Source organism: Pseudomonas sp. CP-1, assembly GCF_021213715.1.
Lineage (GTDB): Bacteria > Pseudomonadota > Gammaproteobacteria > Pseudomonadales > Pseudomonadaceae > Pseudomonas > Pseudomonas aeruginosa.
This window is the reverse complement of record NZ_JAJQKY010000011.1, coordinates 16,612-39,664: the sequence shown is the minus strand read 5'-3', so window position 1 is coordinate 39,664 and position 23,053 is coordinate 16,612. Positions and strand designations below refer to the sequence as shown.

At 67.1% G+C, this 23,053-nt stretch carries 22 protein-coding genes; 10 read left to right on the top strand and 12 right to left on the bottom strand.

Going from position 1 to position 23,053, the window contains the following annotated elements:
* Nucleotide 1: 1 nt before the first annotated feature.
* The 7 genes from LT948_RS20910 to LT948_RS20880 all read left to right on the top strand — a co-directional run bounded on the left by LT948_RS20910 (nucleotide 2) and on the right by LT948_RS20880 (nucleotide 5,964).
* Entirely contained in the window at nucleotides 2–916 is a 915-nt protein-coding gene (locus LT948_RS20910; protein ID WP_003109310.1) for an SDR family NAD(P)-dependent oxidoreductase, read from the top strand.
* Nucleotides 909–2,165, top strand: coding sequence for a cytochrome P450 family protein (locus LT948_RS20905; RefSeq protein ID WP_003091710.1), 1,257 nt, complete (start codon nucleotides 909–911; stop codon nucleotides 2,163–2,165). Before LT948_RS20910 ends, LT948_RS20905 begins: the two co-directional genes overlap by 8 nt.
* Nucleotides 2,162–2,587 carry a nuclear transport factor 2 family protein gene (locus tag LT948_RS20900; protein WP_003091711.1) on the top strand — a complete coding sequence of 142 codons (426 nt, stop codon included), beginning with the start codon at nucleotides 2,162–2,164 and terminating at the stop codon, nucleotides 2,585–2,587. Before LT948_RS20905 ends, LT948_RS20900 begins: the two co-directional genes overlap by 4 nt.
* 3 nt (nucleotides 2,588–2,590) lie before the next feature.
* Nucleotides 2,591–3,583, top strand: a complete 993-nt coding sequence (locus tag LT948_RS20895; protein ID WP_003130297.1) for a beta-ketoacyl-ACP synthase III — start codon at nucleotides 2,591–2,593, stop codon at nucleotides 3,581–3,583.
* Nucleotides 3,584–3,596: 13 nt separating this feature from the next.
* The gene (locus LT948_RS20890; protein ID WP_003106204.1) at nucleotides 3,597–3,836 is read left to right on the top strand and encodes an acyl carrier protein; all 240 of its coding nucleotides are present in this window, start codon (nucleotides 3,597–3,599) and stop codon (nucleotides 3,834–3,836) included.
* A 117-nt stretch (nucleotides 3,837–3,953) separates the two neighbouring features.
* Complete coding sequence (locus LT948_RS20885) at nucleotides 3,954–4,706, top strand: SAM-dependent methyltransferase (protein ID WP_003130295.1); 753 nt, start codon at nucleotides 3,954–3,956, stop codon at nucleotides 4,704–4,706.
* A 91-nt stretch (nucleotides 4,707–4,797) separates the two neighbouring features.
* Entirely contained in the window at nucleotides 4,798–5,964 is a 1,167-nt protein-coding gene (locus LT948_RS20880; RefSeq protein ID WP_003109309.1) for an MFS transporter, read from the top strand.
* A gap of 10 nt (nucleotides 5,965–5,974) precedes the next feature.
* On the opposite strand, the gene rfaD is transcribed toward LT948_RS20880, so the two are convergent.
* Nucleotides 5,975–6,967, bottom strand: coding sequence for an ADP-glyceromanno-heptose 6-epimerase (gene rfaD / locus LT948_RS20875; protein WP_003106207.1), 993 nt, complete (start codon nucleotides 6,965–6,967; stop codon nucleotides 5,975–5,977).
* A 95-nt stretch (nucleotides 6,968–7,062) separates the two neighbouring features.
* Entirely contained in the window at nucleotides 7,063–7,353 is a 291-nt protein-coding gene (locus tag LT948_RS20870; protein WP_033995025.1) for a SelT/SelW/SelH family protein, read from the bottom strand.
* Between the two features lie 68 nt (nucleotides 7,354–7,421).
* On the opposite strand from LT948_RS20870, the gene plpD reads away from it, so the two are divergent.
* Nucleotides 7,422–9,608 (top strand): patatin-like phospholipase PlpD, encoded by a 2,187-nt coding sequence (plpD, locus tag LT948_RS20865; protein ID WP_023108600.1) that lies wholly within the window; start codon nucleotides 7,422–7,424, stop codon nucleotides 9,606–9,608.
* Between the two features lie 7 nt (nucleotides 9,609–9,615).
* Here the strand turns inward: plpD and LT948_RS20860 are convergent, their stop codons facing one another.
* The 10 genes from LT948_RS20860 to LT948_RS20815 all read right to left on the bottom strand — a co-directional run bounded on the left by LT948_RS20860 (nucleotide 9,616) and on the right by LT948_RS20815 (nucleotide 21,726).
* On the bottom strand, nucleotides 9,616–11,664 hold the full coding sequence (locus LT948_RS20860; RefSeq protein WP_069376615.1) for a FimV/HubP family polar landmark protein: 2,049 nt from the start codon (nucleotides 11,662–11,664) through the stop codon (nucleotides 9,616–9,618).
* 276 nt (nucleotides 11,665–11,940) lie between these two features.
* Nucleotides 11,941–12,375: a MarR family transcriptional regulator gene (locus LT948_RS20855; RefSeq protein WP_003091721.1), complete on the bottom strand. Its 435-nt coding sequence runs from the start codon at nucleotides 12,373–12,375 to the stop codon at nucleotides 11,941–11,943.
* A gap of 117 nt (nucleotides 12,376–12,492) precedes the next feature.
* On the bottom strand, nucleotides 12,493–13,509 hold the full coding sequence (locus tag LT948_RS20850; RefSeq protein WP_003109306.1) for a DUF2804 domain-containing protein: 1,017 nt from the start codon (nucleotides 13,507–13,509) through the stop codon (nucleotides 12,493–12,495).
* Between the two features lie 150 nt (nucleotides 13,510–13,659).
* Nucleotides 13,660–14,829 carry a GGDEF domain-containing protein gene (locus LT948_RS20845; RefSeq protein WP_023981148.1) on the bottom strand — a complete coding sequence of 390 codons (1,170 nt, stop codon included), beginning with the start codon at nucleotides 14,827–14,829 and terminating at the stop codon, nucleotides 13,660–13,662.
* 88 nt (nucleotides 14,830–14,917) lie between these two features.
* Nucleotides 14,918–17,056 (bottom strand): DNA helicase RecQ, encoded by a 2,139-nt coding sequence (gene recQ, locus LT948_RS20840; RefSeq protein WP_003091724.1) that lies wholly within the window; start codon nucleotides 17,054–17,056, stop codon nucleotides 14,918–14,920.
* 83 nt (nucleotides 17,057–17,139) lie between these two features.
* On the bottom strand, nucleotides 17,140–17,490 hold the full coding sequence (gene htpB, locus LT948_RS20835) for a two-component system sensor histidine kinase HtpB (RefSeq protein ID WP_003109305.1): 351 nt from the start codon (nucleotides 17,488–17,490) through the stop codon (nucleotides 17,140–17,142).
* A gap of 65 nt (nucleotides 17,491–17,555) precedes the next feature.
* The gene (gene hsbR, locus LT948_RS20830) at nucleotides 17,556–19,271 is read right to left on the bottom strand and encodes a two-component system response regulator HsbR (RefSeq protein WP_023091505.1); all 1,716 of its coding nucleotides are present in this window, start codon (nucleotides 19,269–19,271) and stop codon (nucleotides 17,556–17,558) included.
* Nucleotide 19,272: 1 nt separating this feature from the next.
* Complete coding sequence (gene hsbA, locus LT948_RS20825) at nucleotides 19,273–19,578, bottom strand: anti-anti sigma factor HsbA (protein ID WP_073657388.1); 306 nt, start codon at nucleotides 19,576–19,578, stop codon at nucleotides 19,273–19,275.
* A 314-nt stretch (nucleotides 19,579–19,892) separates the two neighbouring features.
* Nucleotides 19,893–20,717 (bottom strand): protein-glutamate O-methyltransferase CheR, encoded by an 825-nt coding sequence (cheR, locus tag LT948_RS20820; RefSeq protein ID WP_003091728.1) that lies wholly within the window; start codon nucleotides 20,715–20,717, stop codon nucleotides 19,893–19,895.
* 76 nt (nucleotides 20,718–20,793) lie between these two features.
* On the bottom strand, nucleotides 20,794–21,726 hold the full coding sequence (locus LT948_RS20815) for a chemotaxis protein CheV (RefSeq protein ID WP_003091730.1): 933 nt from the start codon (nucleotides 21,724–21,726) through the stop codon (nucleotides 20,794–20,796).
* 131 nt (nucleotides 21,727–21,857) lie between these two features.
* On the opposite strand from LT948_RS20815, the gene flgA reads away from it, so the two are divergent.
* Both flgA and flgM read left to right on the top strand, forming a co-directional pair.
* The gene (gene flgA / locus LT948_RS20810; RefSeq protein WP_009876846.1) at nucleotides 21,858–22,556 is read left to right on the top strand and encodes a flagellar basal body P-ring formation chaperone FlgA; all 699 of its coding nucleotides are present in this window, start codon (nucleotides 21,858–21,860) and stop codon (nucleotides 22,554–22,556) included.
* Nucleotides 22,557–22,700: 144 nt separating this feature from the next.
* Nucleotides 22,701–23,024: a flagellar biosynthesis anti-sigma factor FlgM gene (gene flgM, locus LT948_RS20805; protein WP_003098742.1), complete on the top strand. Its 324-nt coding sequence runs from the start codon at nucleotides 22,701–22,703 to the stop codon at nucleotides 23,022–23,024.
* Nucleotides 23,025–23,053: the final 29 nt, after the last annotated feature.

The following is a 23,053-nucleotide window of genomic DNA, read 5'->3' as shown; positions in this document are numbered from 1 at the left end:
CATGTTTTTCACCAGCAAACCTCTCTCGCCCCAGGGCCGCCACGTGCTGATCACCGGCGCCTCCAGCGGCCTCGGCCGGGAAACCGCGCTGCACCTGGCCGAACAGGGTTTCCAGGTGATCGCCGGGGTGCGCCGCCAGGAGGATGGCGAGCGCCTGGCGAACGCCTGCCCGTCCGGCCGGGTCAGCACGCTGCTGATCGATGTCACCGACGAGGAATCCATTGGCCGGGCCGCCGCGCAGGTGGCGGAGAAAGTCGGCGATACCGGGCTCTGGGGCCTGGTGAACAACGCCGGGATCTGCATTTCCGCGCCGCTGGAATGCGTCTCCAGCGACCTGCTGCGGCGCCAGCTGGAAGTCAACCTGATCGGCCAGCTCGCGGTGACCCGGGCGATCCTGCCGCTGCTGCGCCGTGGCGGCGCGGCGCGCCTGGTGAACGTCACCTCGGGCCTCGGCTCGGTCGCCATTCCCTACCTGGGCGCCTACTCCGCCGCGCAGTTCGCCAAGGAGGGAGTGAGCGACGCCCTGCGCCGCGAGCTGGCGCCCATGGGCATCCAGGTCTCGGTGGTCAGCCCCGGGGCGATCTGGACGCCGATCTGGGGCAAGATCGCCAGCGAGGGCGAGCGCGCCCTGGCCGACGCCCCCGACGCCGTCGCCGACCTCTATCGCGATACCTACCTGCGCTTCCTCCAGGCCAACGAGGACGGCGCGCGCAACAGCGCGACCAAGCCCGCCGACGTCGCCGCCGCGGTGCATGCCGCGCTCACCGCGGCCAAGCCGCGGACCCGCTACCGGGTGGGCGCCGACGTGCGCCGCGGCACCCTGCTGGCGCGGCTGCTGCCCGATAGCGTGATCGACGGGATGTTCCGCCCCATCGTCACCGCCGCCCCGGCGGCGAAGGAGGAGCAACGTGCCTGATCGCAAACTGAGACTGGGCGAGGAACTGATCTCGCCACTGCACGCGCTCTACGACGGCCTGCAGGTGGACGGCGCGCCGCGTCCCGCGCATCGCGCCGCCGAGCATCCGGTGTGGGTGGTGACGCGCTACCGCGACGCGCGCAAGGTCCTCAACCATCCGGGCGTCCGCCGCGACGCCCGGCAGGCCGCCGAACTCTACGCGAAGCGTACCGGCAGCCCGCGCGCGGGGATCGGCGAGGGACTCAGCCACCACATGCTCAACCTCGACCCGCCGGACCATACCCGCCTGCGCTCGCTGGTCGGCCGCGCGTTCACCCCGCGCCAGGTGGAGCGCCTGCAACCGCATATAGAACGGATCACCGAGGAATTGCTGGACGCCATGGCCGGCCGCGAACAGGCCGACCTGATGGCCGACTTCGCGATCCCGCTGACCATCGCGGTGATCTTCGAGCTGCTGGGCATTCCCGAGGCCGAGCGCGAACACGCCCGCCAGTCCTGGGAGCGCCAGGCGGAACTGCTGTCGCCGGAGGAGGCCCAGGCCCTGGCCGATGCGCAGGTCGACTACCTGCGCGTGCTGCTCGAGGCCAAGCGCCGGCAGCCAGCCGACGACGTCTACAGCGGGCTGGTGCAGGCCGCCGACGAGAGCGGCCAGCTGAGCGAGGCGGAACTCGTCTCCATGGCCCACCTGCTGATGATGAGCGGCTTCGAGACCACCATGAACATGATCGGCAACGCGCTGGTCACCCTGCTGGTCAACCCGGAGCAACTGGCGTTGCTGCGGGCGCAGCCGGAACTCCTGCCCAACGCCATGGAAGAACTGGTCCGCCACGACAGCCCGGTGCGCGCCTCGATGTTGCGCTTCACCGTGGAAGACGTAGAACTGGACGGGGTCACCATTCCCGCCGGCGAATACATCCTGGTCTCCAACCTGACCGCCAACCACGACGCCGAGCGCTTCGACGATCCCGACCGCCTCGACCTCACCCGCAACACCGATGGCCATCTCGGCTACGGCTTCGGCGTGCACTACTGCGTCGGCGCCTCGCTGGCCCGGCTGGAGGGGCGGATCGCCATCCAGCGCCTGCTCGCGCGCTTCCCCGACCTCCAGTTGGCGGTGCCCCACGCGGAACTGCAATGGCTGCCGATCACCTTCCTCCGCGCCCTGATCAGCGTGCCGGTGCGCACCGGATGCAGCGCCCCGGCGAACACCGCCTCCCACGCCAACCCGATCGAGAGGATCGCCCAATGAATGCCAAGGAAATTCTCGTCCACAGCCTGCGCCTCCTGGAAAACGGCGATGCCCGTGGCTGGTGCGACCTGTTCCATCCGGAAGGCGTACTCGAATTCCCCTACGCCCCGCCGGGCTGGAAGACCCGCTTCGAGGGCCGCGAAACCATCTGGGCGCACATGCGCCTGTTTCCCGAGCACCTGACCGTGCGCTTCACCGACGTGCAGTTCTACGAGACCGCCGACCCCGACCTGGCCATCGGCGAATTCCATGGCGACGGCGTGGCCACCGTTTCCGGCGGCAAGCTGGCGCAGGACTACATCTCGGTGCTGCGCACCCGCGACGGACAGATCCTGCTCTACCGCGACTTCTGGAATCCGCTGCGGCACCTCGAGGCCCTGGGCGGGGTCGAGGCCGCCGCCAAGATCGTCCAGGGAGCCTGAGCCATGCCGCGCGCCGCCGTGGTCTGCGGCCTGGGCAGCTACCTGCCCGAGGCCGTGCTCAGCAACGACATGCTCGCCGCCGAGCTGGACACTTCCGACGCCTGGATCAGCAGCCGCACCGGCGTGCGCCAGCGGCATATCGCCGGCGACCTCGGCAGCGGCGACCTGGCCCTGCGGGCGGCCTCCGCCGCGCTCGCCTCGGCGGGGCTGGAGCGAGTCGACGCGGTGGTGCTGGCAACCAGCACCGGCGACTTCTGCTGCCCGGCCACCGCGCCCAGGGTCGCAGCGCGCCTGGGGTTGGTCGGCGCGCTCGCGTTCGACCTGTCCGCCGCCTGCACCGGCTTCGTCTACGGCCTGGCCAGCGTCGGCTCGCTGATCAGCGCCGGGCTGGCGGACAGCGCGCTGCTGGTCGGGGTGGACACTTTCAGCCATACCCTCGACCCCGCCGATCGCTCGACCCGCGCACTGTTCGGCGACGGCGCCGGAGCGGTGGTGCTGCGTGCCGGCGATGCCGAGGAAGAAGGCGCGCTGCTGGCCTTCGACCTCGGCAGCGACGGCCACCAGTTCGACCTGCTGATGACCCCCGCCGTCAGTCGCGCCGAACGCAGTTCCGGACAGGCCTCCAACTACTTCCGGATGGACGGCAAGGCAGTGTTCGGCCAGGCGGTGACGCAGATGAGCGACTCGGTGCGGCGGGTGCTCGACCGGGTCGGCTGGCAAGCTTCGGACCTCCATCACCTGGTCCCGCACCAGGCCAACACACGCATCCTCGCGGCGGTCGCCGACCAGCTCGACCTTCCCGTCGAGCGAGTGGTGAGCAACATCGCCGAGGTGGGCAACACCGTCGCCGCCTCGATTCCCCTGGCCCTGGCCCACGGCCTGCGCCAAGGCATCCTGCACGACGGCGGCAACATGGTCCTCACCGGTTTCGGTGCCGGACTGACCTGGGGTTCGGTCGCCCTGCGCTGGCCGAAGATCGTTCCGACAATGGACTGAAGAGGGAAGAACAATGCCCAACGACATGGAAGACCATCTCCTCACCGTGCTCAGCGTCGCCAGCGGCGTGCCGAAGGAGGAAATCAGCCGGGACAGCAGGATGGAAGACCTGGCTTTCGATTCGCTGGTGGTCAGCGAGCTGTCGCTGAAGCTGCGCAAGGAGTTCGGCGTCACCGGGGTCGACGACGAACTCGACCTGCTGGAAACGGTGGACGAACTGTTCCAGCTGGTCGAGAAGCACCGCGCCGCCTGAGGCCAGCGAACGCCGGCGTTCCGTCGCTTCTCTGCCAGGCGAAGGCGGTGCCGGGACACGGGAACGCGCATCGCCTTCGATCAACCAACACCAGAGCGAGATTCGCTGGAGGAAGAGGTGAGTCAGAACATGGATCTCACGATCGGGACGCATCGGGAGTCGGCTTTCTACGAGCTGGAGTTCGGACCGAGGACGATAATGACCCTGGCCAACTTTCCGGACGACGTGCTGCCGTTGTTGCAAATGGAAAGCCTGATGACCTTCGAGGCGATGGCTTACCTGCGCTGCGACGCACTGGTCGAGCTAGGCTGCTACGACGGCCGGGCGCTGGAAATCGCGCGCCTGCTCAATGCCCGCTATCTCGGCGTCGACCTCGACCAGCGGGCGATCGAGACGCTGCGCACGCGGATCGAGCGCGAGGGCATGAGCGATCGCGCGGACACGGTGGTCGACGACATCCTCAACCACACCAGGCGCGGTGCCTCGGTCGGCTCGCGCGCACTCTACCTGCTGCCGTTCAACCTGCTGGGCAACTTCCGCGAGCCGAAACGGCTGCTCGACTCCCTCGCCGAGCGCAGCGTGGCGGCGGTGGTTTCGGTGTTCGGCGACAGCGCCGAGGCCACCCGCGTCCGCCAGAGCTACTACCGCCGTTGCGGGGTGCAGGGCCTGGAGCTGCACGCGCGGGACGACGGCACCGTGTTCACCGGCAGCGACGGCTTCTACTCGCGCTCGTATTCGCGCGCCTGCCTCCACGCCCTGCTCGCCGAGTGCGGGCTGACCGTGGTGCGCAGCGCTTCGAACCTGTTCGCCCACTGCGTGACGGTGCTGCCCGAAGGCGCCGACCAGGGCTTCGGTTCGTCGGCGGCATGAGTCGCCGTCGTACATTCATCGCGCGGCCACGGCACGGGCAGCTCGCCGTGGCTCGCTTCATCGTCGTCTGAACCGCTCGGGAGCTGGAAACATGCCTTTGATTGTCTACGTGCTCGGTGCCGCGATCTTCGCCCTGACCACCAGCGAATACATGGTCGCCGGGCTGATGCCGGCGCTGGCCGCCGAATTCGGCGTGTCCTTCGCCGCGATCGGCTACCTGGTCACCTTCTACGCCGGCGCGATGGCGCTCGGCGGCCCGCTGCTGACCACCGCCCTGCTCCGGGTGCCGCGCAAGAACGCCCTGCTCGGCCTGATCGCGCTGTTCGTGGTCGGCCAGGTCATCGGCGCCCTGGCGCCGGGCTATGCGGTGATGGTGGCGGCGCGACTGGTCACCGCGGTCGCCGCCGCGGCCTTCTTCGGCGTGGCGCTGACCGCCTGCGCCGAACTGGTCGAAGGCAACCAGTTCGGCCGCGCGTCGTCGCTGGTGCTCGGTGGCCTGATGGTCGGCACCGTGCTCGGCCTGCCCGTCGCCACCTGGCTGGGCGAATGGTACGGCTGGCGCGCGAGCTTCTTCGCGGTGGCGCTGGTAGCGGTGCTGGTCGGCCTGCTGGTGTTGCAGCTGATGCCGGCGATCCCGGGGTCGGCGGGCAGCGGTTCGCTGCGCGAGGAACTGAAGGTGTTCAGGAACGCCCATCTATGGTGGGTCTACGCCACCAGCCTGCTGCTGATCGGCGCCACCTTCGCCGGCTTCACCTATTTCGTGCCGATCCTCACCGAGGTCAGCGGCTTCTCCGCCTCGACCGTACCGCTGCTGCTGGTGGTCTACGGCCTGGCGACGCTGGTGGGCAACAACATCGTCGGCCGCCTGGCCGACCGCCATACCATCGCGGTCCTGGCTTTCGGCCTGCTGGCGGCCATCGCCGCGATGGTGGCCTTCGCCCTGTTCGGACAGGTTCCGGCGGTGGCGGTGGCGGCGCTGGTGGTGATCGGCCTGACCGGGGTGTCGATGAACCCGGCGCTGGTGACTCGCGGCGCACGGGTCGGCCATAACAACATGCTGGTCAACTCGGTGCACACCGCCTGCATCATGCTCGGCGTGATGGCCGGTTCCTGGATCGGCGGCCTGGGCATCGCCGGCGGATTCGGCCTGCAGGGCGCGCTCTGGGTCGGCGCGGCCCTCGGGGTGCTGGCGCTGCTGACCCTGCTGCCGGAGCTGCGCTTCGCCCGCGCCCCGGTGGGCGGGGCGCTGGGCCGCTGAGCGAGATCCCTCAGGCGCTGCGCGCCAGCCAGCGGCAGTAGCCGGCGACGCCCTCTTCCAGGCTCTGGAAATCGTCGCGGTAGCCCGCCTCGCGCAGCAGCTCCAGGTCGGCGCAGGTGTGGCTCTGGTAGCGCGCCCGCAGCGACTCGGGGAACTCGCGGTAGCCGAGCAGGCCGCTTTCCACCGCCTGCTGCAGCGACAGGGGCGGCTGGTCGGCGTTGGCGCGGACGCTATTGATCACCGCCAGGGCGACCTCGTTGAAGGTCCGCGCCTGGCCGCTGCCGAGGTTGAAGATTCCCGAACGCTGCGGATGATCGAAGAAATGCAGGTTGACCCGCGCCACGTCCTCCACCGCGACGAAGTCGCGCAGGTGGCCGCCGGGCGGGAAGCCGCCGTGTTCGCCGAACAGTTCGACCCGCCCGTCGCGGCGCAATTGCTGGTAGCAGTGGTAGGCCACCGAGGCCATCCGCCCCTTGTGTTCCTCGCGCGGCCCGTAGACGTTGAAGTAACGCAGGCCGACCACCTGGCTGCGCGCCTGCGGCAGCGCCCGGCGCACACGCTGGTCGAAGAGGAACTTGGAATAGCCATAGACGTTCAGCGGCCGCTCGTACTGGCGCGCCTCGCGGAAGGTCCGGCCGGCGCCGTAGACCGCCGCCGACGAGGCGTAGAGGAACGGCACGCCGAGTTCCAGGCTGCTTTCCAGCAGGCGGCAACTGTAGCGGTAGTTGTTCTCCATCATGTAGCGGCCATTGCTTTCCAGGGTGCTGGCGCAGGCACCCTGGTGGAACAGCGCGCGGACCGTGCCGAAGTCGCCGCGGGCGTAGCGCTCGAGGAAGTCGTTCTGGTCCAGGTAGTCGGCGATATCGGCGTCCGCCAGGTTGCGGAACTGCTCGCCGTCGGTGAGATCGTCCACCGCGATGATGTCGGTCTCGCCGCGCCGGTTCAGCGCCTGCAGCAGATTGCTGCCGATGAAGCCGGCGGCGCCGGTGACGATGATGCTCATGGGCACTCCCTTCGACAGGATGAATGCCCCCAGGCTATGCCTATGCGCCGCGCCGCCCGTTGACCTGCAACAAGCCATGGGCGGACGGCAGCGGTTCAGCGGGAAGGACGATCGTTGTGCCCGAGGTCGCGTTGCGGGTCGATGCGGTCGCGAATCCGCTGTTTGAGCGCCTTGGCCTCGGGGAAGCCGCCGTCGGCCTTGCGTTCCCAGACCTGCACGCCGTCGCAGGTGATACGGAAGACGCCACCGGTTCCGGGCTCCAGGCAGACTTTTCCGAGATCGTCGGCGAAGGTGCTGAGCAGTTCCTGGGCCAGCCAGGCGGCACGCAGCAGCCACTGGCACTGGGTGCAATAGGTGATGACGATTTCGGGCTTGGCGGTGGGCATGTCGGCGGCTCAGGGGAAACGGTCGCGCCTATAATAGCCGCCTTTTCACCCGGCTCCGGATCGTTCTCATGCGCCGCCTGCTGCTCGTACTGCTGCTCCTGCTTCCCCTGTCCGCCCTCGCCACGGAGGCCCGGCCGAAGATCGGCCTGGTCCTCTCCGGAGGTGCCGCCCGTGGCCTGGCCCATATCGGCGTGCTCAAGGCCCTCGACGAACAGGGCATCCAGATCGACGCCATCGCCGGCACCAGCATGGGCGCGGTGGTCGGCGGCCTGTACGCCTCCGGCTACACCCCCGCCGAACTGGAGCGCATCGCCCTGGAGATGGACTGGCAGCAGGCACTGTCCGACGCACCGCCGCGCAAGGACGTGCCGTTCCGGCGCAAGCAGGACGACCGCGACTTCCTGGTCAAGCAGAAGATCAGCTTCCGCGACGACGGCACCCTCGGCCTGCCGCTGGGGGTGATCCAGGGCCAGAACCTGGCGATGGTGCTGGAAAGCCTGCTGGTGCACACCAGCGACAACCGCGACTTCGACAAGCTGGCGATCCCCTTCCGCGCCGTCTCCACCGATATCGCAACCGGCGAGAAAGTGGTGTTCCGCAAGGGCCACCTGCCCCAGGCGATCCGCGCCAGCATGTCGATCCCCGCCGTGTTCGCCCCGGTGGAGATCGACGGCAGGCTGCTGGTGGATGGCGGCATGGTCGACAACATCCCGGTGGACGTGGCGCGCGACATGGGCGTGGACGTGGTGATCGTGGTCGACATCGGCAACCCGCTGCGCGACCGCAAGGACCTGAGCACCGTGCTCGACGTGATGAACCAGTCGATCACCCTGATGACCCGGAAGAACTCCGAAGCCCAGCTGGCCACGCTCAAGCCCGGCGACGTGCTGATCCAGCCGCCGCTGTCCGGCTACGGCACCACCGACTTCGGCCGCGTGCCGCAACTGATCGACGCCGGCTACCGCGCCACCACGGTGCTCGCCGCGCGCCTCGCCGAGTTGCGCAAGCCGAAGGACCTCAACAGCGAAGCGCTCGACGTGGCGCGCACGCCGAACCAGCGCAAGCCGGTGATCGACGCGATCCGCGTGGAGAACAACTCGAAGGTCAGCGACGAGGTGATCCGCCACTACATCCGCCAGCCGCTCGGCACGCGCCTCGACCTCGGCCGCCTGCAGGACGACATGAGCACCCTCTACGGCCTCGACTACTTCGACCAGGTGCAGTACCGGGTGGTCAAGGAGAAGAAGCTCAACACCCTGGTGATCCACGCCACCGGCAAGAAAGGCGGCACCGACTTCCTTCGCCTGGGCCTCAACCTGTCAGACGACATGCGCGGCGAAAGCACCTTCAACCTCGGCGGCAGCTACCGCATGAACGGCCTCAACCGGCTCGGCGCCGAGTGGCTGACCCGGGTCCAGCTCGGCGACCGCCAGGAACTCTACAGCGAGTTCTACCAGCCGCTCGACGTCGGCTCGCGCTACTTCGTCGCGCCCTTCCTGTTCCACGAGGCACAGAACGTCGACGTCACCGAGGACAACGACCCGCTGCTGCGCTATCGCCTGGAGCGCTACGGCTACGGCCTCAACGTCGGCCGGCAGATCGCCAACAACGGCGAAATCCGCCTGGGCGCGGTGCAGGCCTACGGCAAGGCCGACGTGCGCATCGGCGACCCGAGCCTGCCGGACATCGACTTCACCGAGGGCTACTACGAACTGAAGTACTCGTTCGATACCGTCGACGACGTCAATTTCCCCCACGAGGGCGAGGAGATCGGCCTGACCATGCGCCGCTACGACAAGTCCCTCGGCTCGGACGACAGCTACCGGCAGTGGGACCTGCGGCTGAACAAGGCGCTCAGCTTCGGCGCCGACACCTGGGTGTTCGGCGGCGGCTACGGGCGCACCCTGGACGACGCCGAGGTGGTCACCTCCAGCTTCACCCTCGGCGGCGCCCGCGAGCTGTCGGGCTTCCGCCGCGACGCGCTGTCCGGGCAGAACTACAGCCTGGGACGGATCGTCTATTACCGGCGCCTCACCGAACGTTCCTTCCTGCCGCTGGACTTCCCGCTGTACCTGGGCGGCAGCATCGAGCGCGGACGCATCTGGAACAACGACAACGAATACGACAGCGGCTACATCAACGCCGCCAGCCTGATGATCGGCTTCGATACGCCGCTGGGGCCGCTGACCTTCAGCTACGGGATCAACGACGAGAACTTCAAGGCGTTCTACCTGAACCTCGGGCAGAACTTCTGAGCGGAGTTCAGGCGATCAGCGCCAGCAACTCGCGCGCCTCGGCCTTCTGCCACGGGTCGCCGTGCGCCACCACCAGGCGCAGGATGCGGCTGGCCTGGTCGAGATCGCCGCTGTCGATGCAGGCGCGGGCCCGGTCCAGGCTGGCCGAGGCCTCCTCCGGCGGCACCGTGGCCGGCTCTGGCTGGTCGAGTTCGAGGTGTTCGTACTCGGCGACATCCGGCAGTTCATGGAGATTGCTCTCGAACGCCAGGGGCTCCTCCTCCGCCGGTTCCGCCTTGCCGGCAGCGGCGCGGCGCGGCAGGTCGGGGTTGTCCAGGGGATTCTCCAGGGCGCCCCAGTCGAGATCGAGATCGAGGTTGAGGTCGCCGAAGCCGTCGGCGCCCGAGGTCGCATCCGGCTGCTGCGCGGCGGGCGGGTCGGCCAGCGGCAGGTCGCTCCAGTCGTCGTCCTTGGTTGCCGCCGGCGTCTCGGTCGCCGGCATCTGTAGCAGCGCCGGGTAGCGTCCGCGCAACTCGTCGATGGCCTCCGGGTTGCCGCCACTGGCCAGGGTTTCCTCGGCCAGCGCGTCGAAGCCGGCCGCATCGCCCAGCTCAGCCAGCACCAGCAACAGCTTCATCCGCGCGCTCAGGCGCTGCGGCTGCTCGGCGAGTACCTGACGCAGCAGGTCGCGGGCCTGTCCGTAGCGACCGTAGGCGATATAGATGTCGGCGCCGTCCAGCTTGTCCGCCGCAGCCATGGCGGCGCGCGGAGCGGCGGCCGGAGCAGGCGGAGGAGACGGCGGCGGGCTGGAGGGAACGGCGACCGGCGGCCTGGCCTGTTCCTCGACCTTTGCCGGCGCCGGTGCGGCCGCCGGGGGGCGCGGCGCACGCCGCAGCGGCAGGTTCAGGGCGACCCGGCGCTTCGGTTCGACCGCCGGGACAGGAGTCTCTTCGCGGCGGCGACGCAACAGCAATACGCCGAGCAGGGCGAGGACCAGCAGCAGGACGATCATCCAGCGCCAGTGCTGCGAGTCCGTCGGCGTTTCAACCGGTTGCGCAACCGAAGGCGCGGCCGCGGCGGGCGGCGGCGCCGCGGGCCGCACCGCCTGGCGCCGGGCCAGTTGCTGTTGCAGTTCGGCGACCTGGCGATCGCGCTGCTGCAGTTGTTCCTGCAAGGCCTGCAACTGGCGTTGCAGATCGTCCATCCGCTGGCTCAGTTCCTCCCGTTGCCGGGCCAGCGCCTCGGCCTCGGCATCCGCCTGGCGCTGCGCCTCGACGAGAGCCGCCGGAGCGTTTTCCACCACGGCGGCATCGGCTGGCGGCAGGACTTCCACGGCCGCCTCCTTCACGGCGCCGGGCGCGCCTCGCTCCGCCTGGTAGCCGGCCGGCAGGCGCAGGCGCGCGCCGGCCTTGAGCCGGTGCCGGTCGGCATTGACGAAGGCCTGCGGATTGAGCTGGTACAGGGCCTCCATGAGTTGCGCGCGATCGGCGTTGCCGGCACCACGCAGGCGTCCGCTGATGGCCCAGAGGTTGTCGCTGGGGCGAGTCAGGTAGTCGTCGCCCGGCTCCAGCAGTGCCGGGTCTACGACGACCGCGGCACTACGCGGCGCAGGCGCCGGCGTCGAGGATTGCCGCTGCGGCTCGATCCCGCTGCGCGCGGCCGGAAGCATACGCGGCGTATAACCGAGCGGATCGAGCAGTACGGTGAATTCGCGGACGATGCGGCCGTTGGGGCGGGCCACCTCCACCAGGAAATTCAGGTAGGGCTCCTGCACCGGTCGGCTCGAGGACACATGGATGCGATTGCCACCGCGCCCCTGGAGCACCGGACTGAAACGCAGCTCGTTGAGGAACTGCAAGCGTTCCACCCCGGCCGCGGCGAAGACGTCGGCGCCCGCCAGGCGGACCTCGATCTCGTCCGCGCCGAGATCGCCAACGTCGAGCAGTTCGATATCCGCATCCAGCGGCTGGTTGAGCGCCGAATGCAGGGTGATGTCCCCCACTCCCAGGGCGCTCGCCTGGCCGGCCAACAGGCACGACCAGGCACACAGCATGACACGCAAGGCTTTACCGGGCATTCCGTTCTTTTCTCCGCACTTCGAGCACGCAGCCGGCCAGCGGTCGACTGCTACATCTATTTCACGTTAGCCCGAATTTCGCCCCGTACAGGGCTGAACGCACCACATGGCGCGAGACATGGCTTTTTGCCATCACTGAATAGAGGAATGCCGTGGAAACGGTCAAGATTTTTCGTCAGAAAACCGACGAAAACCTCTGTAGAGGGCTTTCGAACGAAAGCCCTGGAGGTGATGCCATAAAAATGGCGATTCTAGCGGAATTTCGTGACGCAGTGCTCAGCGCTTTTCCAGGTTCGCCAGGATTCGCAAGAGCACCTGCTGGCATAGCGCCTGCTCGGACTCGTCGATGCCGGTCAGTACGTCGTTGCGAACGCTGGCGGCGATGGCCTCGATATCGGCGATCAGCACATCGGCCTTGGGCGTCAGCACGATGTGCTTGGCCCGCCGGTCCTCCGCCACCGCCAGGCGTCGTACCAGGCCCTGGGACTCGAGGCCGTCGAGCAGTCGCGCCAGGGTCGGGCCTTCGACCCCGACCGATTGGGCCAACTCGCGCTGGGTGGGCGAATCGCGATGGCGCGCCAGATGCAACAACACCAACCAGCGCGCCTGGGACAGGCCGAGGTGACTGAGGCGGCGGTCGAGTTCAGCGCGCCAAGCACGGGAAGTCTGGGCTAGCAAGGTGCCGAAATAGTGCTTGTCTGTCTGAGCCATAGGAAAAAGGAGGTCCGATATTTCATTTGACTAATTATTAGTCGGCTAATAATGCCCGTCCAATTTCCCCCCGTACAATGACAAATTGTCGCACGATATGCCCAGGCCAGGCCCTGTCTACCACTTGGCGTACTGGTCCTCGACGAAGCCCCAGAGCCGCTCGATCCTCACCTCGGCACGACCTCGCGGGCGCAGCACACCGCTGAAACAACCGAAGATCTGCTTGAAGTTGCTCGCCAGCAGACCGAGGTTCAGCCGCTCCTGGTGCATGCCGTGGGCCTCGAAGCGCAGCTCTACCTGGCCATCGTATGAACGGATGGTCCAGGGCCGCAGCGGCTGGTCGCGGTCGAAGTCGAAGCGCACGCTGTCGACCTTCAGCAGTTCGCCGTCCAGCCAGTAGCAGTTCTCGGTGAAGCTGGTCTCGTTGACCCCGCACGACAGGTTCAGGCCGACCCGCAAGCCGTCCGCCTCGCCGGACAGGCAAGCCCAGTTCCAGAAGGTTTCCGGGCGCATGTAGCCCGCCGACCAGTCGTGATGGGCGAAGGCGTCCAGCGCCTGCAGGTCGTGGTCGCCGAGGGCGCTGCGCACGTCGCCGCGACAGCGCACGCCGGCCACCTTCTGCGCATAGACCCAGCCGTTCACCGCGGTCGGCGTACACAGGCACATAGGCTGGAAGCTCGGCGCCTCCTCGCTGAAGCAGGCGTCGATGCGGGTGCCATCGTCGAGTTCCACCAGCAGGCGTTTCTCCCGGGGAGCCGTACGGTTCTCCAGGCGTAGCAGGTTGCGCCCCTGGCGCAGTTCGCAGACGCCGTCGTCCGGGGTCTGGGAAAACCGGGTTCCGAACCCCAGCGGCAGCTTGAAGCGCCGCTCCAGCATGCGTCCGCTGGAAGGCTGGTAGAGGTAGACGAAGCCGACGCCAAGCAAGCTCAGCTGGGCCAGGGCGCAGCCGCCGATCAGCTCCGGGCTGATCAGGCCGAAGTACTGGAACTGATGGAAGCGTCGCCATTTGCCCAGGGCCCCCACGCGCCGGCCCATCGGCGAACGGAAGTCGAAATCGCGGTAATTGATGTGCTGCGGGGCACTCGGGAAGATGCCGTAGTGCGGTTGGCCGTTGGCCTGGATCAAGCGCTGCATGGGGTCCGTCCGGAAGTCGTCTCGCGGCGGGGCCGGCAGCTCTGCGAAGAGCGGCCGTGCCTGCCATTTTTTCCTGTCGAACCTAGCATTCGCCGCTTCGTCCCGCAGTCACCGGCGGCGCCAGCCACAGGGACAAAATCGGCCATGGACTCAGGCCACCACCTGGTTGCGGCCGAACGCCTTGGCTTCGTAAAGCGCGCGATCGGCATGCTCGTAGAGATCGTAGAGGCGCTTCAGGTCGTTGCCCGGGGTCGGCCACAGGCAGGACACGCCGACCGACAGGGTCACTTCGCGCGCCGTGTCCGACGCCTCGTGCTCCATGCGCAGCGCCTGCACCTGCGCGCGCAGCGCTTCCGCGCGCAGCCTCGCCTCATGCTCGTTGGCGCCGTACAGCAACAGGGCGAACTCCTCGCCGCCCAGGCGCACCGCCATGTCCAGCGGACGCCTGGCATTCGCCTCGAACACCGCGCCGATACGCTGCAGGACCGCATCGCCGGCCTGGTGGCCGTAGCGGTCGTTATAGGCCTTGAAATGGTCGACGTCGCAAAGCAGCAGCGCCAGGGTCTTCTGTTCGCGCTGGGCCTGGCGCCAGAGGCGGTCCAGGTGCTGGTTGAAGCTGCGCCGGTTGTGCAGGCCGGTCAGGCTGTCGTGGTCGGCCATCACCCGCAGCAGACGGCTGATGAGGAAATGCTCGCGCGACTTGAACTCCAGCAGGTAGCAGCCGACCGCGCCGATCAGGTTGCCGAACAGCAGGAACAGCAGGTTGTTGCCCAGCGGTTCCTGGGCCCCCGCCCACCACTCGAAACCCAGGTAGGCGAGCAGCACGACCAACGCACAGCTCAATGCCTGCGACAACCGCAGGCCGGCGAGGAAATAGGCGGCGAAACTGACCAGCAGCAGGCCTTCGTAGGGATAGCCGGGATCGGCCCGGTGCGCCAGGCCGACCACCGCCGCCGCACCGACGCCAAGGGCGAGGACGCAGGCGATGCTCAGCGGCACCATCAGCTGGATGTGCCGGCGCAGCATGATCAGGCAGCCGCAGACCAGTAGCAGGACCAGCACGCCAAGGCGCACCGCCAGTACGCCCCACAGCGGGGGACCAGCGAGGATCAGCAGGTCGATGCCGATGAACGCCAGCCAGACGAGCATGCCGACGCTGAGGGCGATGCGTTTCAGCGCGAAGCTGTCCTCCAGCATGTAGCGCCGGTAGTCACGCTCCAGTTCGGGAAGGAAACGCAGGCCGCGGAAACCGCGGTTCAATTGGTCCGCATAGAGGTTGGAACGGGAGTCGTCCAACCGGTCCTTCTGTGTCACGCACACCTCTTCTCTTGGAGGGCTTGGCGTCACAGTAGACGCTTGCGAAGGACGTCACAAGATTGGCGTCAGAAAATACCGGCAAATGGCCATATCACGACTCCAGTTCCACCTGCAGGGCGGCGCGCACGCAGTGCAGCACGCCACTCGGCACCCGCTTGCCGAAACGCTCCTCCAGCGCCGCCACCGGCGGCAGTTCGCCGTCTTCCTCGAGGAAGGCGTCCTGGATTTCGCCGAGGAGTTCCTCGGGCAGATCCAGCGCCTGCTCCAGGCTCACCTGCTGGCCGGCGATGGCCTCTGCGAGCATCGCGTAGACGTTCTTCTCGCTGCAATTGAGCTGGCGGGCTATCTGCGCCGGGGTCATCCCCGCACAGGCCAGGCTGGCCAATTCGTGGCGCAGGTCCTGCGGCGGCGCGGCGGGCGCCGCCGGCGAGTCGGTGAGGACATCGAGGAAGGCCTGGCCGTAGCGCTCCAGCTTGCGCGCGCCGACCCCGCTGACCTGGGCCATGTCGGATAGCGAGCGCGGCTGGCTGCGGAGCATTTCCAGCAGGGTCGCGTCGGGGAAGATCACATAGGGCGGCACCGAATGCTCTTCGGCCAGCTTGCGCCGCAGCGCGCGCAGGGCCTCCCACATTTCCCGCTCTTCGCTGCGCACCAATTGGCTGGCGGCGCTGGCGCCGCCGCTGGAGGAGCCCTTGGCGCGCTGTGGCTTGAGGTCGCGGCGCAGCTCCAGCCGCACCTCGCCACGCAACAGCGGACGACAGGCCTCGGTCAGGCGCAGGCCGCCGAAGCCGTCCAGGTCGACGTCGGCCAGGCCGCGCGCGACCAACTGGCGAAACAGGGTCCGCCACTCGTCTTCGCCGCGCCCCTTGCCGATCCCGAACACCGCCAGGTGCTGGTGGCCGAGACTGCGGATCTTCTCGGTCTCGCGGCCGAGCAGGATATCCACCAGATGGCCGACGCCGTAGCGCTGGCCGCTGCGGTAGATCGCCGACAGCGCCTGGCGCGCGGATTCGGTGGCATCCCAGGTTTCCACGCCGTCCACGCAGTTGTCGCAATGCCCGCAGGGCTGCGGCATCTCCTCGTCGAAATAGGCCAGCAGCGCCTGGCGCCGGCAGCGGGTTTCCTCGCAGAGCGCCAGCATGGCTTCCAGCTTGTGCCGCTCGACGCGCTTGTGCCGCTCGTCGCCCTCGGAACTCTGCATCATCTGCCGCAGCAGCAGGACGTCCTGCAGGCCGTAGGCCATCCAGGCGTCGGCCGGCAGGCCGTCGCGGCCGGCGCGACCGGTTTCCTGGTAATAGGCCTCGAGGCTCTTGGGCAGGTCGAGGTGGGCGACGAATCGCACGTTGGGCTTGTCGATGCCCATGCCGAAGGCGATGGTCGCCACCATGATCAAGCCTTCCTCGTTGAGGAAGCGCTTCTGGTGGTGGGCACGCAGTTCGTTGGACAGTCCGGCGTGATACGGCAGCGCGGGGAAGCCCTGGTTGCCGAGGAATTCCGCGACCTCCTCGACCTTCTTCCGCGACAGGCAGTAGACGATACCGGCATCGCCGCGCCGCTCGGAGAGGAAGCCGAGCAACTGCTTGCGCGGCTGCTCCTTGGGCACGATGCGGTAGAAGATGTTCGGCCGGTCGAAGCTGGAGAGGAACTGCTCGGCGTTCTGCAGGTGCAGGCGCTGGATCATCTCCTCGCGGGTACGCATGTCCGCGGTGGCGGTCAGGGCGATCCGCGGCACCTGCGGGAACAGCTCGGCAAGCTGGCCGAGCTGCAGGTATTCGGGACGGAAGTCATGGCCCCATTGCGACACGCAGTGCGCTTCGTCGATGGCGAACAGGCCGACCGGCAGTCGTTGCAGGAAGGCCAGCATGCGCGGCTGGACCAACCGTTCCGGTGCCAGGTAGAGCAGCTTGATCTCGCCACGCTGCAGGCGCTCGGCGATGTCCCGCTGCTGCTCGGGGTTGAGGGTGGAGTTCAGCGCCACCGCCGGCACGCCGAGTTCGTCCAGGGTGGCGACCTGGTCCTCCATCAGCGCGATCAGCGGCGACACCACCACCGTCAGGCCTTCGCGCAGCAGCGCCGGGACCTGGAAACACAGGGACTTGCCACCGCCGGTGGGCATCAGTACCAGCGCATCGCCACCCTCGGCCACCCGCTCGATGATCCGTGCCTGGTTGCCACGGAAGGCGTCGTAACCGAAAACGTCTTTGAGGATGCGTAGGGCTTGCTCGCGCATGAAGGACTCCAAATCGAGCGGCGCATTATACGCCAGGGAGGCTCGATCGGGCCGGTACCTTGTCGCCGGAAAGGACGAAAACCTCAGCGATAGCGCTGACGTTCCTGTTTGAAAAGGATGCGGACGATGGCGAATTCGCGCTCCATCTGTTCGATCAGCGCCGGCGCCCGTTGCAGCTCGCCGCGCCTGGCGCTTTCTTCCAGCTCCTTGCAGTAGCCGGCGAGGAGTACCGCGCCCATGTTGCTGCTGCCTCCCTTGAAGCTGTGCGCGGTATGCCGCAAAGCCTGGGCATCGCCGGCCTGGAGGGCGGCATGCAGGCTGCGCAGGCGCTCCTCGGAGTCGAGCACGAAGGTATCCAGCAGGACCGGATATTCGTCCTCCATGACCTCCTGCAACGAAGCCAGAACACGATCATCGAGATGCGGCGCGGACATTCGATCGCTCCCTGAAGTCGACTTCCGATGCCCTACCCATTAGGAGCACCGCGACGAAAGCGCGATTATGCCTGAGGCGACCAGAAAAACTCCACGGACACCACCTTTCCGTCGGCCGACCACTGGCAACGATCGGACAATTCGCGGATCAGGCGCAAACCCCTGCCGCAGAGGCGTTCCTGACGCTCCACGGCATTCAGCGCGCGCTCCACGTCGAAACCTTCGCCGCTGTCCTCGACCCGCACCAGCAGACGCCCCCCCGCGCCATGCGGCGCCAGGTCCAGGTGCAGCCGCACGTACCCGTCGCGCAAGGCCTGCAGGCGGCTGACCCGCTCCTGGTAATAGCGGGCGAATCCCGCCGCGTCGCTCTTCATCGTCGAATCGAGGCCGATGACGCCATGTTCCAGGGCGTTCGAGTAGAGTTCGGCGAGTACCGTATACAGCGCGCCGCCGCGCGCGCGCAGGTCGTGGACCTCGAGCAGCAGTTGCAGTACATGGGGCAACGGGTTGAAGTGCTTGAGGGTTTCGGCGCGGAATTCGAAGCTCACCGACCAGTCCAGCGGACTGCTCACGCCGCTATCGGAAAACGCCAGCGGCGGGCATTGCAGGCCGCTATCCGGCTGCAGGCGCACCTCGAGCATGCTCACGTCGTCCTGCACCGCGCCGCGGAACTGCGCCAGGCTGCGCTGGATCTCGTCGAACAGCGCGGACGGCTGGCGATTGTGCTCGAACAGCTGGAGCAGCCGCGCCTCGCCGAACATCTCGCCAGCCTTGTTGCTGGCCTCGAGGACACCGTCGGAAAACAGGAATATCCGATCTTCGATATCCAGCGGATAGGTTTCGCAACGGTCGCTGAACGCCGCCGGCTCGAGGATTCCCAGCGGCAGGTGGCGGGACACCAGGGCGACCCGCTCGCCGCTGGCGGCGCGCAGCAGGTAGCCGTCCGGCAAGCCGCCGTTCCAGACCTCCACCAGTTCGCGCTGGAAGCTCAGGTTGAGCAAGGTGGCGCAGCAGAACACGCCGACCGGCAGGATGCGCTTCAGCTTGGCGTTCATCTCGCGGAGGATGTCGGACATCGGATAGCCCTTGGCGGTCATCCCGTAGAACACCTCGGCCAGCGGCATCGCGCCGATCGCCGCCGGCAGGCCGTGGCCGGTGAAGTCGCCGAGCAGCACGTGCATGCCGCCGGACGGCTTGTAGGCGGCCAGCAGCAGGTCGCCGTTGAACAGCGCGAGGGGCGATTGCAGGTAGCGCACGTTGCTGGCGTTCAGGCAGCCGGAATGGGCCACCTTGTCGAACACCGCCTTGGCCACCCGCTGTTCGTTGAGCAGGTGCTCGTTGTGCCGGACGATCAGGTCGCGCTGCTCCAGCACCGTTCGTTGCAGCAGGTGCAGGCGTCCCATGGCGTTGATCTTGGCTTCGAGGATCACCCGGTTGTACGGCTTGGAGAGGAAATCGTCGCCGCCCGCCTCCAGGCTCTGCACCAGCGCCTCGGTTTCGCTGAGGGAGGTGAGGAAGATGATCGGCACCAGCTCTTCGCCAGCCTGCTGCTTGATCCGCCGGGCCGCCTCGAAGCCGTCCATCACCGGCATCATCACGTCCATCAGGACCAGTTGCGGCCGCTCGGTCTCGAACAGCGCCACCGCCTCCAGGCCGTTGCCGGCGGTCAGCACGCGGTGCCCCTGGCGGCTGACGATGGTCGACAGCAGCAGGCGGTCGGCCGCGTTGTCCTCGGCGATGAGAATCGTCAGGCTCTCGATCCGCGCCGCCGGGGGATTCATCTCAGCTGATCTTGAACAACTGCTCGAAGTTGGAGATGGCGAGGATCTTGCGCACTTCCGGGCTGCAGTTCGCCAGGCTGATCTGCGCGTTCTCGCCGCCGGCGTGGTCGCGCAGCAGCAGGAGCATGCCGAGGGCCGAGCTGTCCAGGTAGGTGGCGTTGCGCAGGTCGACGACATAGCGTCGCGGAGTGATCGCGACGCGCTCGTAGGCGTCGCGGAAATCCTGATGGGCCCCGAAGTCGAAGCGCCCCTGGATCTGGATGGTCAACTCTTGCCCATCGGCCGAGGGCAGCGCAGTGACGGCCATGGAAGTCTCCTGGTAGGCGTGGCGGATCGAGGGAACGCTTGAATCATGTAAGCAGTTCCCCGGCAAAGCGGCAACTTGCCAGATCACCTGACTATCAGAAATATCTGTCAATACAACTAGATCGCGCAGTCCTAAACTGCCCCGCTCCGAGCCAGCCGTCCTGTGCCGAGCGGGCTGCGACGGCGCCGCCGCGCGTGGCGCTCGGAGCCTGGGCAGTGGGCGAAAGTCTCGTCCCACCTGCCCGTCCCAAGCGGACCCGCGCCAGGCTGCCAGGTCACCCCCGGCGCAACCTGGCGCGGGTCCGCTTCCTTGCGCTACTTGGCCCGGTAGATGATGCCCGGGCTGCACTGCACCATCTGGTAGTGGTCGGGCAGGTTGTTCAACGCCTCGGAGGCGCCGAGGAACAGGTAGCCGCCAGGCTTGAGCGTGCCATGGATGCGCAGCAGGATGTCGCGCTTCACCTCGGCGGAGAAATAGATCAGCACGTTGCGGCAGAACACCATGTCGAACTTGCCGAGGCTGGCGTAGCTGTCCAGCAGGTTCAGGGCGCGGAACTCGACGCGGCTGCGGATCGCCGGCTTGACCGCCCAGCGCCCCGGTCCCTTGGCGTCGAAATAGCGTTGCAGACGCTCCGGGGACAGGCCGCGGCCCATCGCCAGGGTGTCGTATTCACCGGCCTTGGCGGCGGTGAGCATCGACCCCGACAGGTCGGTGGCGACGATCTGCACACCCGCCTTCAACTGCCCCAGGTTGGTCTTCTCGAACTCGTCGATGGCCATCGACAGCGAGTACGGCTCCTGGCCGGACGAACAGGCCGCCGACCAGATCCGCAGGCGCTGCCCGCCGTTGGCCTTGATCAGTTCGGGAAGAACCCGCTGCTTGAGCACCTCGAACGGGTAGGTATCGCGAAACCACAGGGTCTCGTTGGTGGTCATCGCGTCCACCACCATCTCGCGCAGGCCGCCGCGCTGGGTCTGGATGCGCTGCACCAGCTCTCCCAGGCTCTTGATGCCCTGCTGCTCCATCAGCTTGTTCAGCCGGCTCGAGACCAGGTACTGCTTGTTGCTGCCCAGCACAATGCCGCAGGTCTTCTCGAGGAAGACCCTGAACAACTCGAAATCCGCATTAGCTGCCGACACGCATAAGCCTCTTCGCCCTGGGCAACCGGAACGCAGCCGGTCGCCCGTATTCACATTGTTGTCGAGGGCCGATCGCTCAGCCCGCGTCCACCGCCTTGATCCGCTCCACCACCCGCGCCGCCAGATCGTCCGGACGGAACTTGGCGAGGAAGTCGTCCGCACCGACCTTCTTCACCATCGCCTGGTTGAAGACCCCGGACAACGAAGTATGCAAGAGAATGTGCAGTTTCTGCAGGCGGGGATCGCTACGGATTTCCGCCGTCAGGGTATAACCGTCCATTTCCGGCATTTCGATGTCGGAGATCAGCATCAGCAGCTCGTCTTCCGGACGCCGTCCCTCGGCGAGCATGTTCTGCAGGTACTCCAGGGCTTGGCGCCCGTCGTTGAGCGCGGTCATTTCCACGCCGACCGCCTCCAGGCAACGGGTCACCTGCTTGCGCGCCACCGACGAATCGTCCACCACCAGCACCCGCTTGGTCACCGCGCGGCTCTGGGTCTCGGCGTCCACCACGCCGTGGGACACTTCCTCGGACGTCGGTGCGACCTCCGCGAGCACTTTTTCCACGTCGATGATTTCCACCAACTGCTTGTCCACCCGGGTCACCGCGGTCAGGTAATGCTCGCGGCCGGCGCCCTTGGGTGGCGGATGGATCTCTTCCCAGTTCATGTTGACGATGCGCTCCACCGAGCGCACCAGGAAGCCCTGCACCTTGGTGTTGTACTCGGTGATGATCGCGAAGCTGTTGGTCAGGTCCTGCAACCCGCGGCGGCCGGTGGCCAGCGCCAGGTCGAGGATCGGAATGGTGCCTCCACGGATGTTCGCCACCCCGCGCACCACCGGGCTGGACTTGGGCATCACCGTCAGGCGCGGGCATTGCAACACCTCTTTCACCTTGAACACGTTGATGCCGTAGAGCTGGTTACCGTCCAGACGGAACAGAAGCAGCTCCAGACGGTTCTGTCCGACCAACTGCGTACGCTGGTTGACTGAATCCAAAACACCGGCCATTGGCGCTCCCCTCAGACGGTCGTACCGGACTCCGGCACGACCATTGCTTAACCCGTTGCATGAAACAGGCAACGACAGTTTTTCGACGAATAATGGCCCGTAGCCATACTTCTCTACGGTTTTTACCCGTTTTGCTCGGGCTCGGCTACCTGTGCGCGGCTAACAACAGCCAGGCCCAGGGTTTTACCGCTCCCGAGGTACTTATCGGCTCCACCCAGGGGTTTCTTGAATTCAAGGTAGAAGAATATCTGCAGAATAGCGGACTCGACGGGCGCTACCAGATTCAGGTCAATCGCGTCGACCCGCGCTTGCGCCTGGCCGAATGCGACAGGGACTTGACGCTCAGCCAGGAGAGTCCGGCACAACCGATCGGCAGGGTCACCGTGCGCATCGGTTGCGAAGGCAGTGCGCCCTGGACCATCTTCATGCCGGCCCAGGTGAAACTGTTCCGCCAGGTAGTGGTCGCGGTGCAGCCACTCAAGCGCGCGCACGTGCTGGAGGATGCCGACATCGCCCTGGTCGAGCGCGACGTCGGCCTGCTGACCCAGGGCTACCTGACCGATCCGGCCCGCGTCGTCGGGCAGAAGCTGCGCCGACCGGTGGTCAACGACCAGGTGCTGGCGCCGGTCTTCCTCGAGCAGGCCGAGGCCGTGCGCAAGGGCGACCAGGTGGTGATCCTCGCACGCACCGCCACCATCAACGTCAAGATGCCCGGCGAGGCGCTGTCCGATGGCGCCCCGGGCCAGCAGATCCGCGTGCGCAACCTGCGCTCGCAGCGGATAATCAAGGCCCGCGTGATAGAACCCGGCACGGTCGAGGTGAATATGTAGAGGGAAAGCCGTGGCCGGTAGCGCTGGCGCTACCCCGGCGGGTTTCTCTAAACTGGGAAACGACGCACGAAAATAAGTCCTAAAGTTTTTCAAGCCTTCGCCGAAAAGCTAGGCAAGCGTCCAATACCTTCGAGGTTTACAACCATGGTCATCGACTTCAACCGGCTGAATCCCGGCAGCACGCCAGCCACCACCGGCCGTACCGGCAGCACCGCCGCGGGGCGTCCCGACGCCACTGGCGCCGACAAGGCAGGCCAGGCCGCGACTTCCGCTCCGAAGAGCGGCGAGTCGGTGCAGATCAGCGAAACCGCCCAGAACATGCAGAAAGTCACGGACCAGCTGCAGACCCTGCCGGTGGTCGACAACGATAAGGTTGCCCGGATCAAGCAAGCGATCGCCGATGGCACTTATCAAGTCGACAGCGAGCGTGTTGCCAGCAAGCTGCTCGACTTCGAATCCCAGCGCTGACCTCGAAGGACGCGCTGGAGGACATTGGA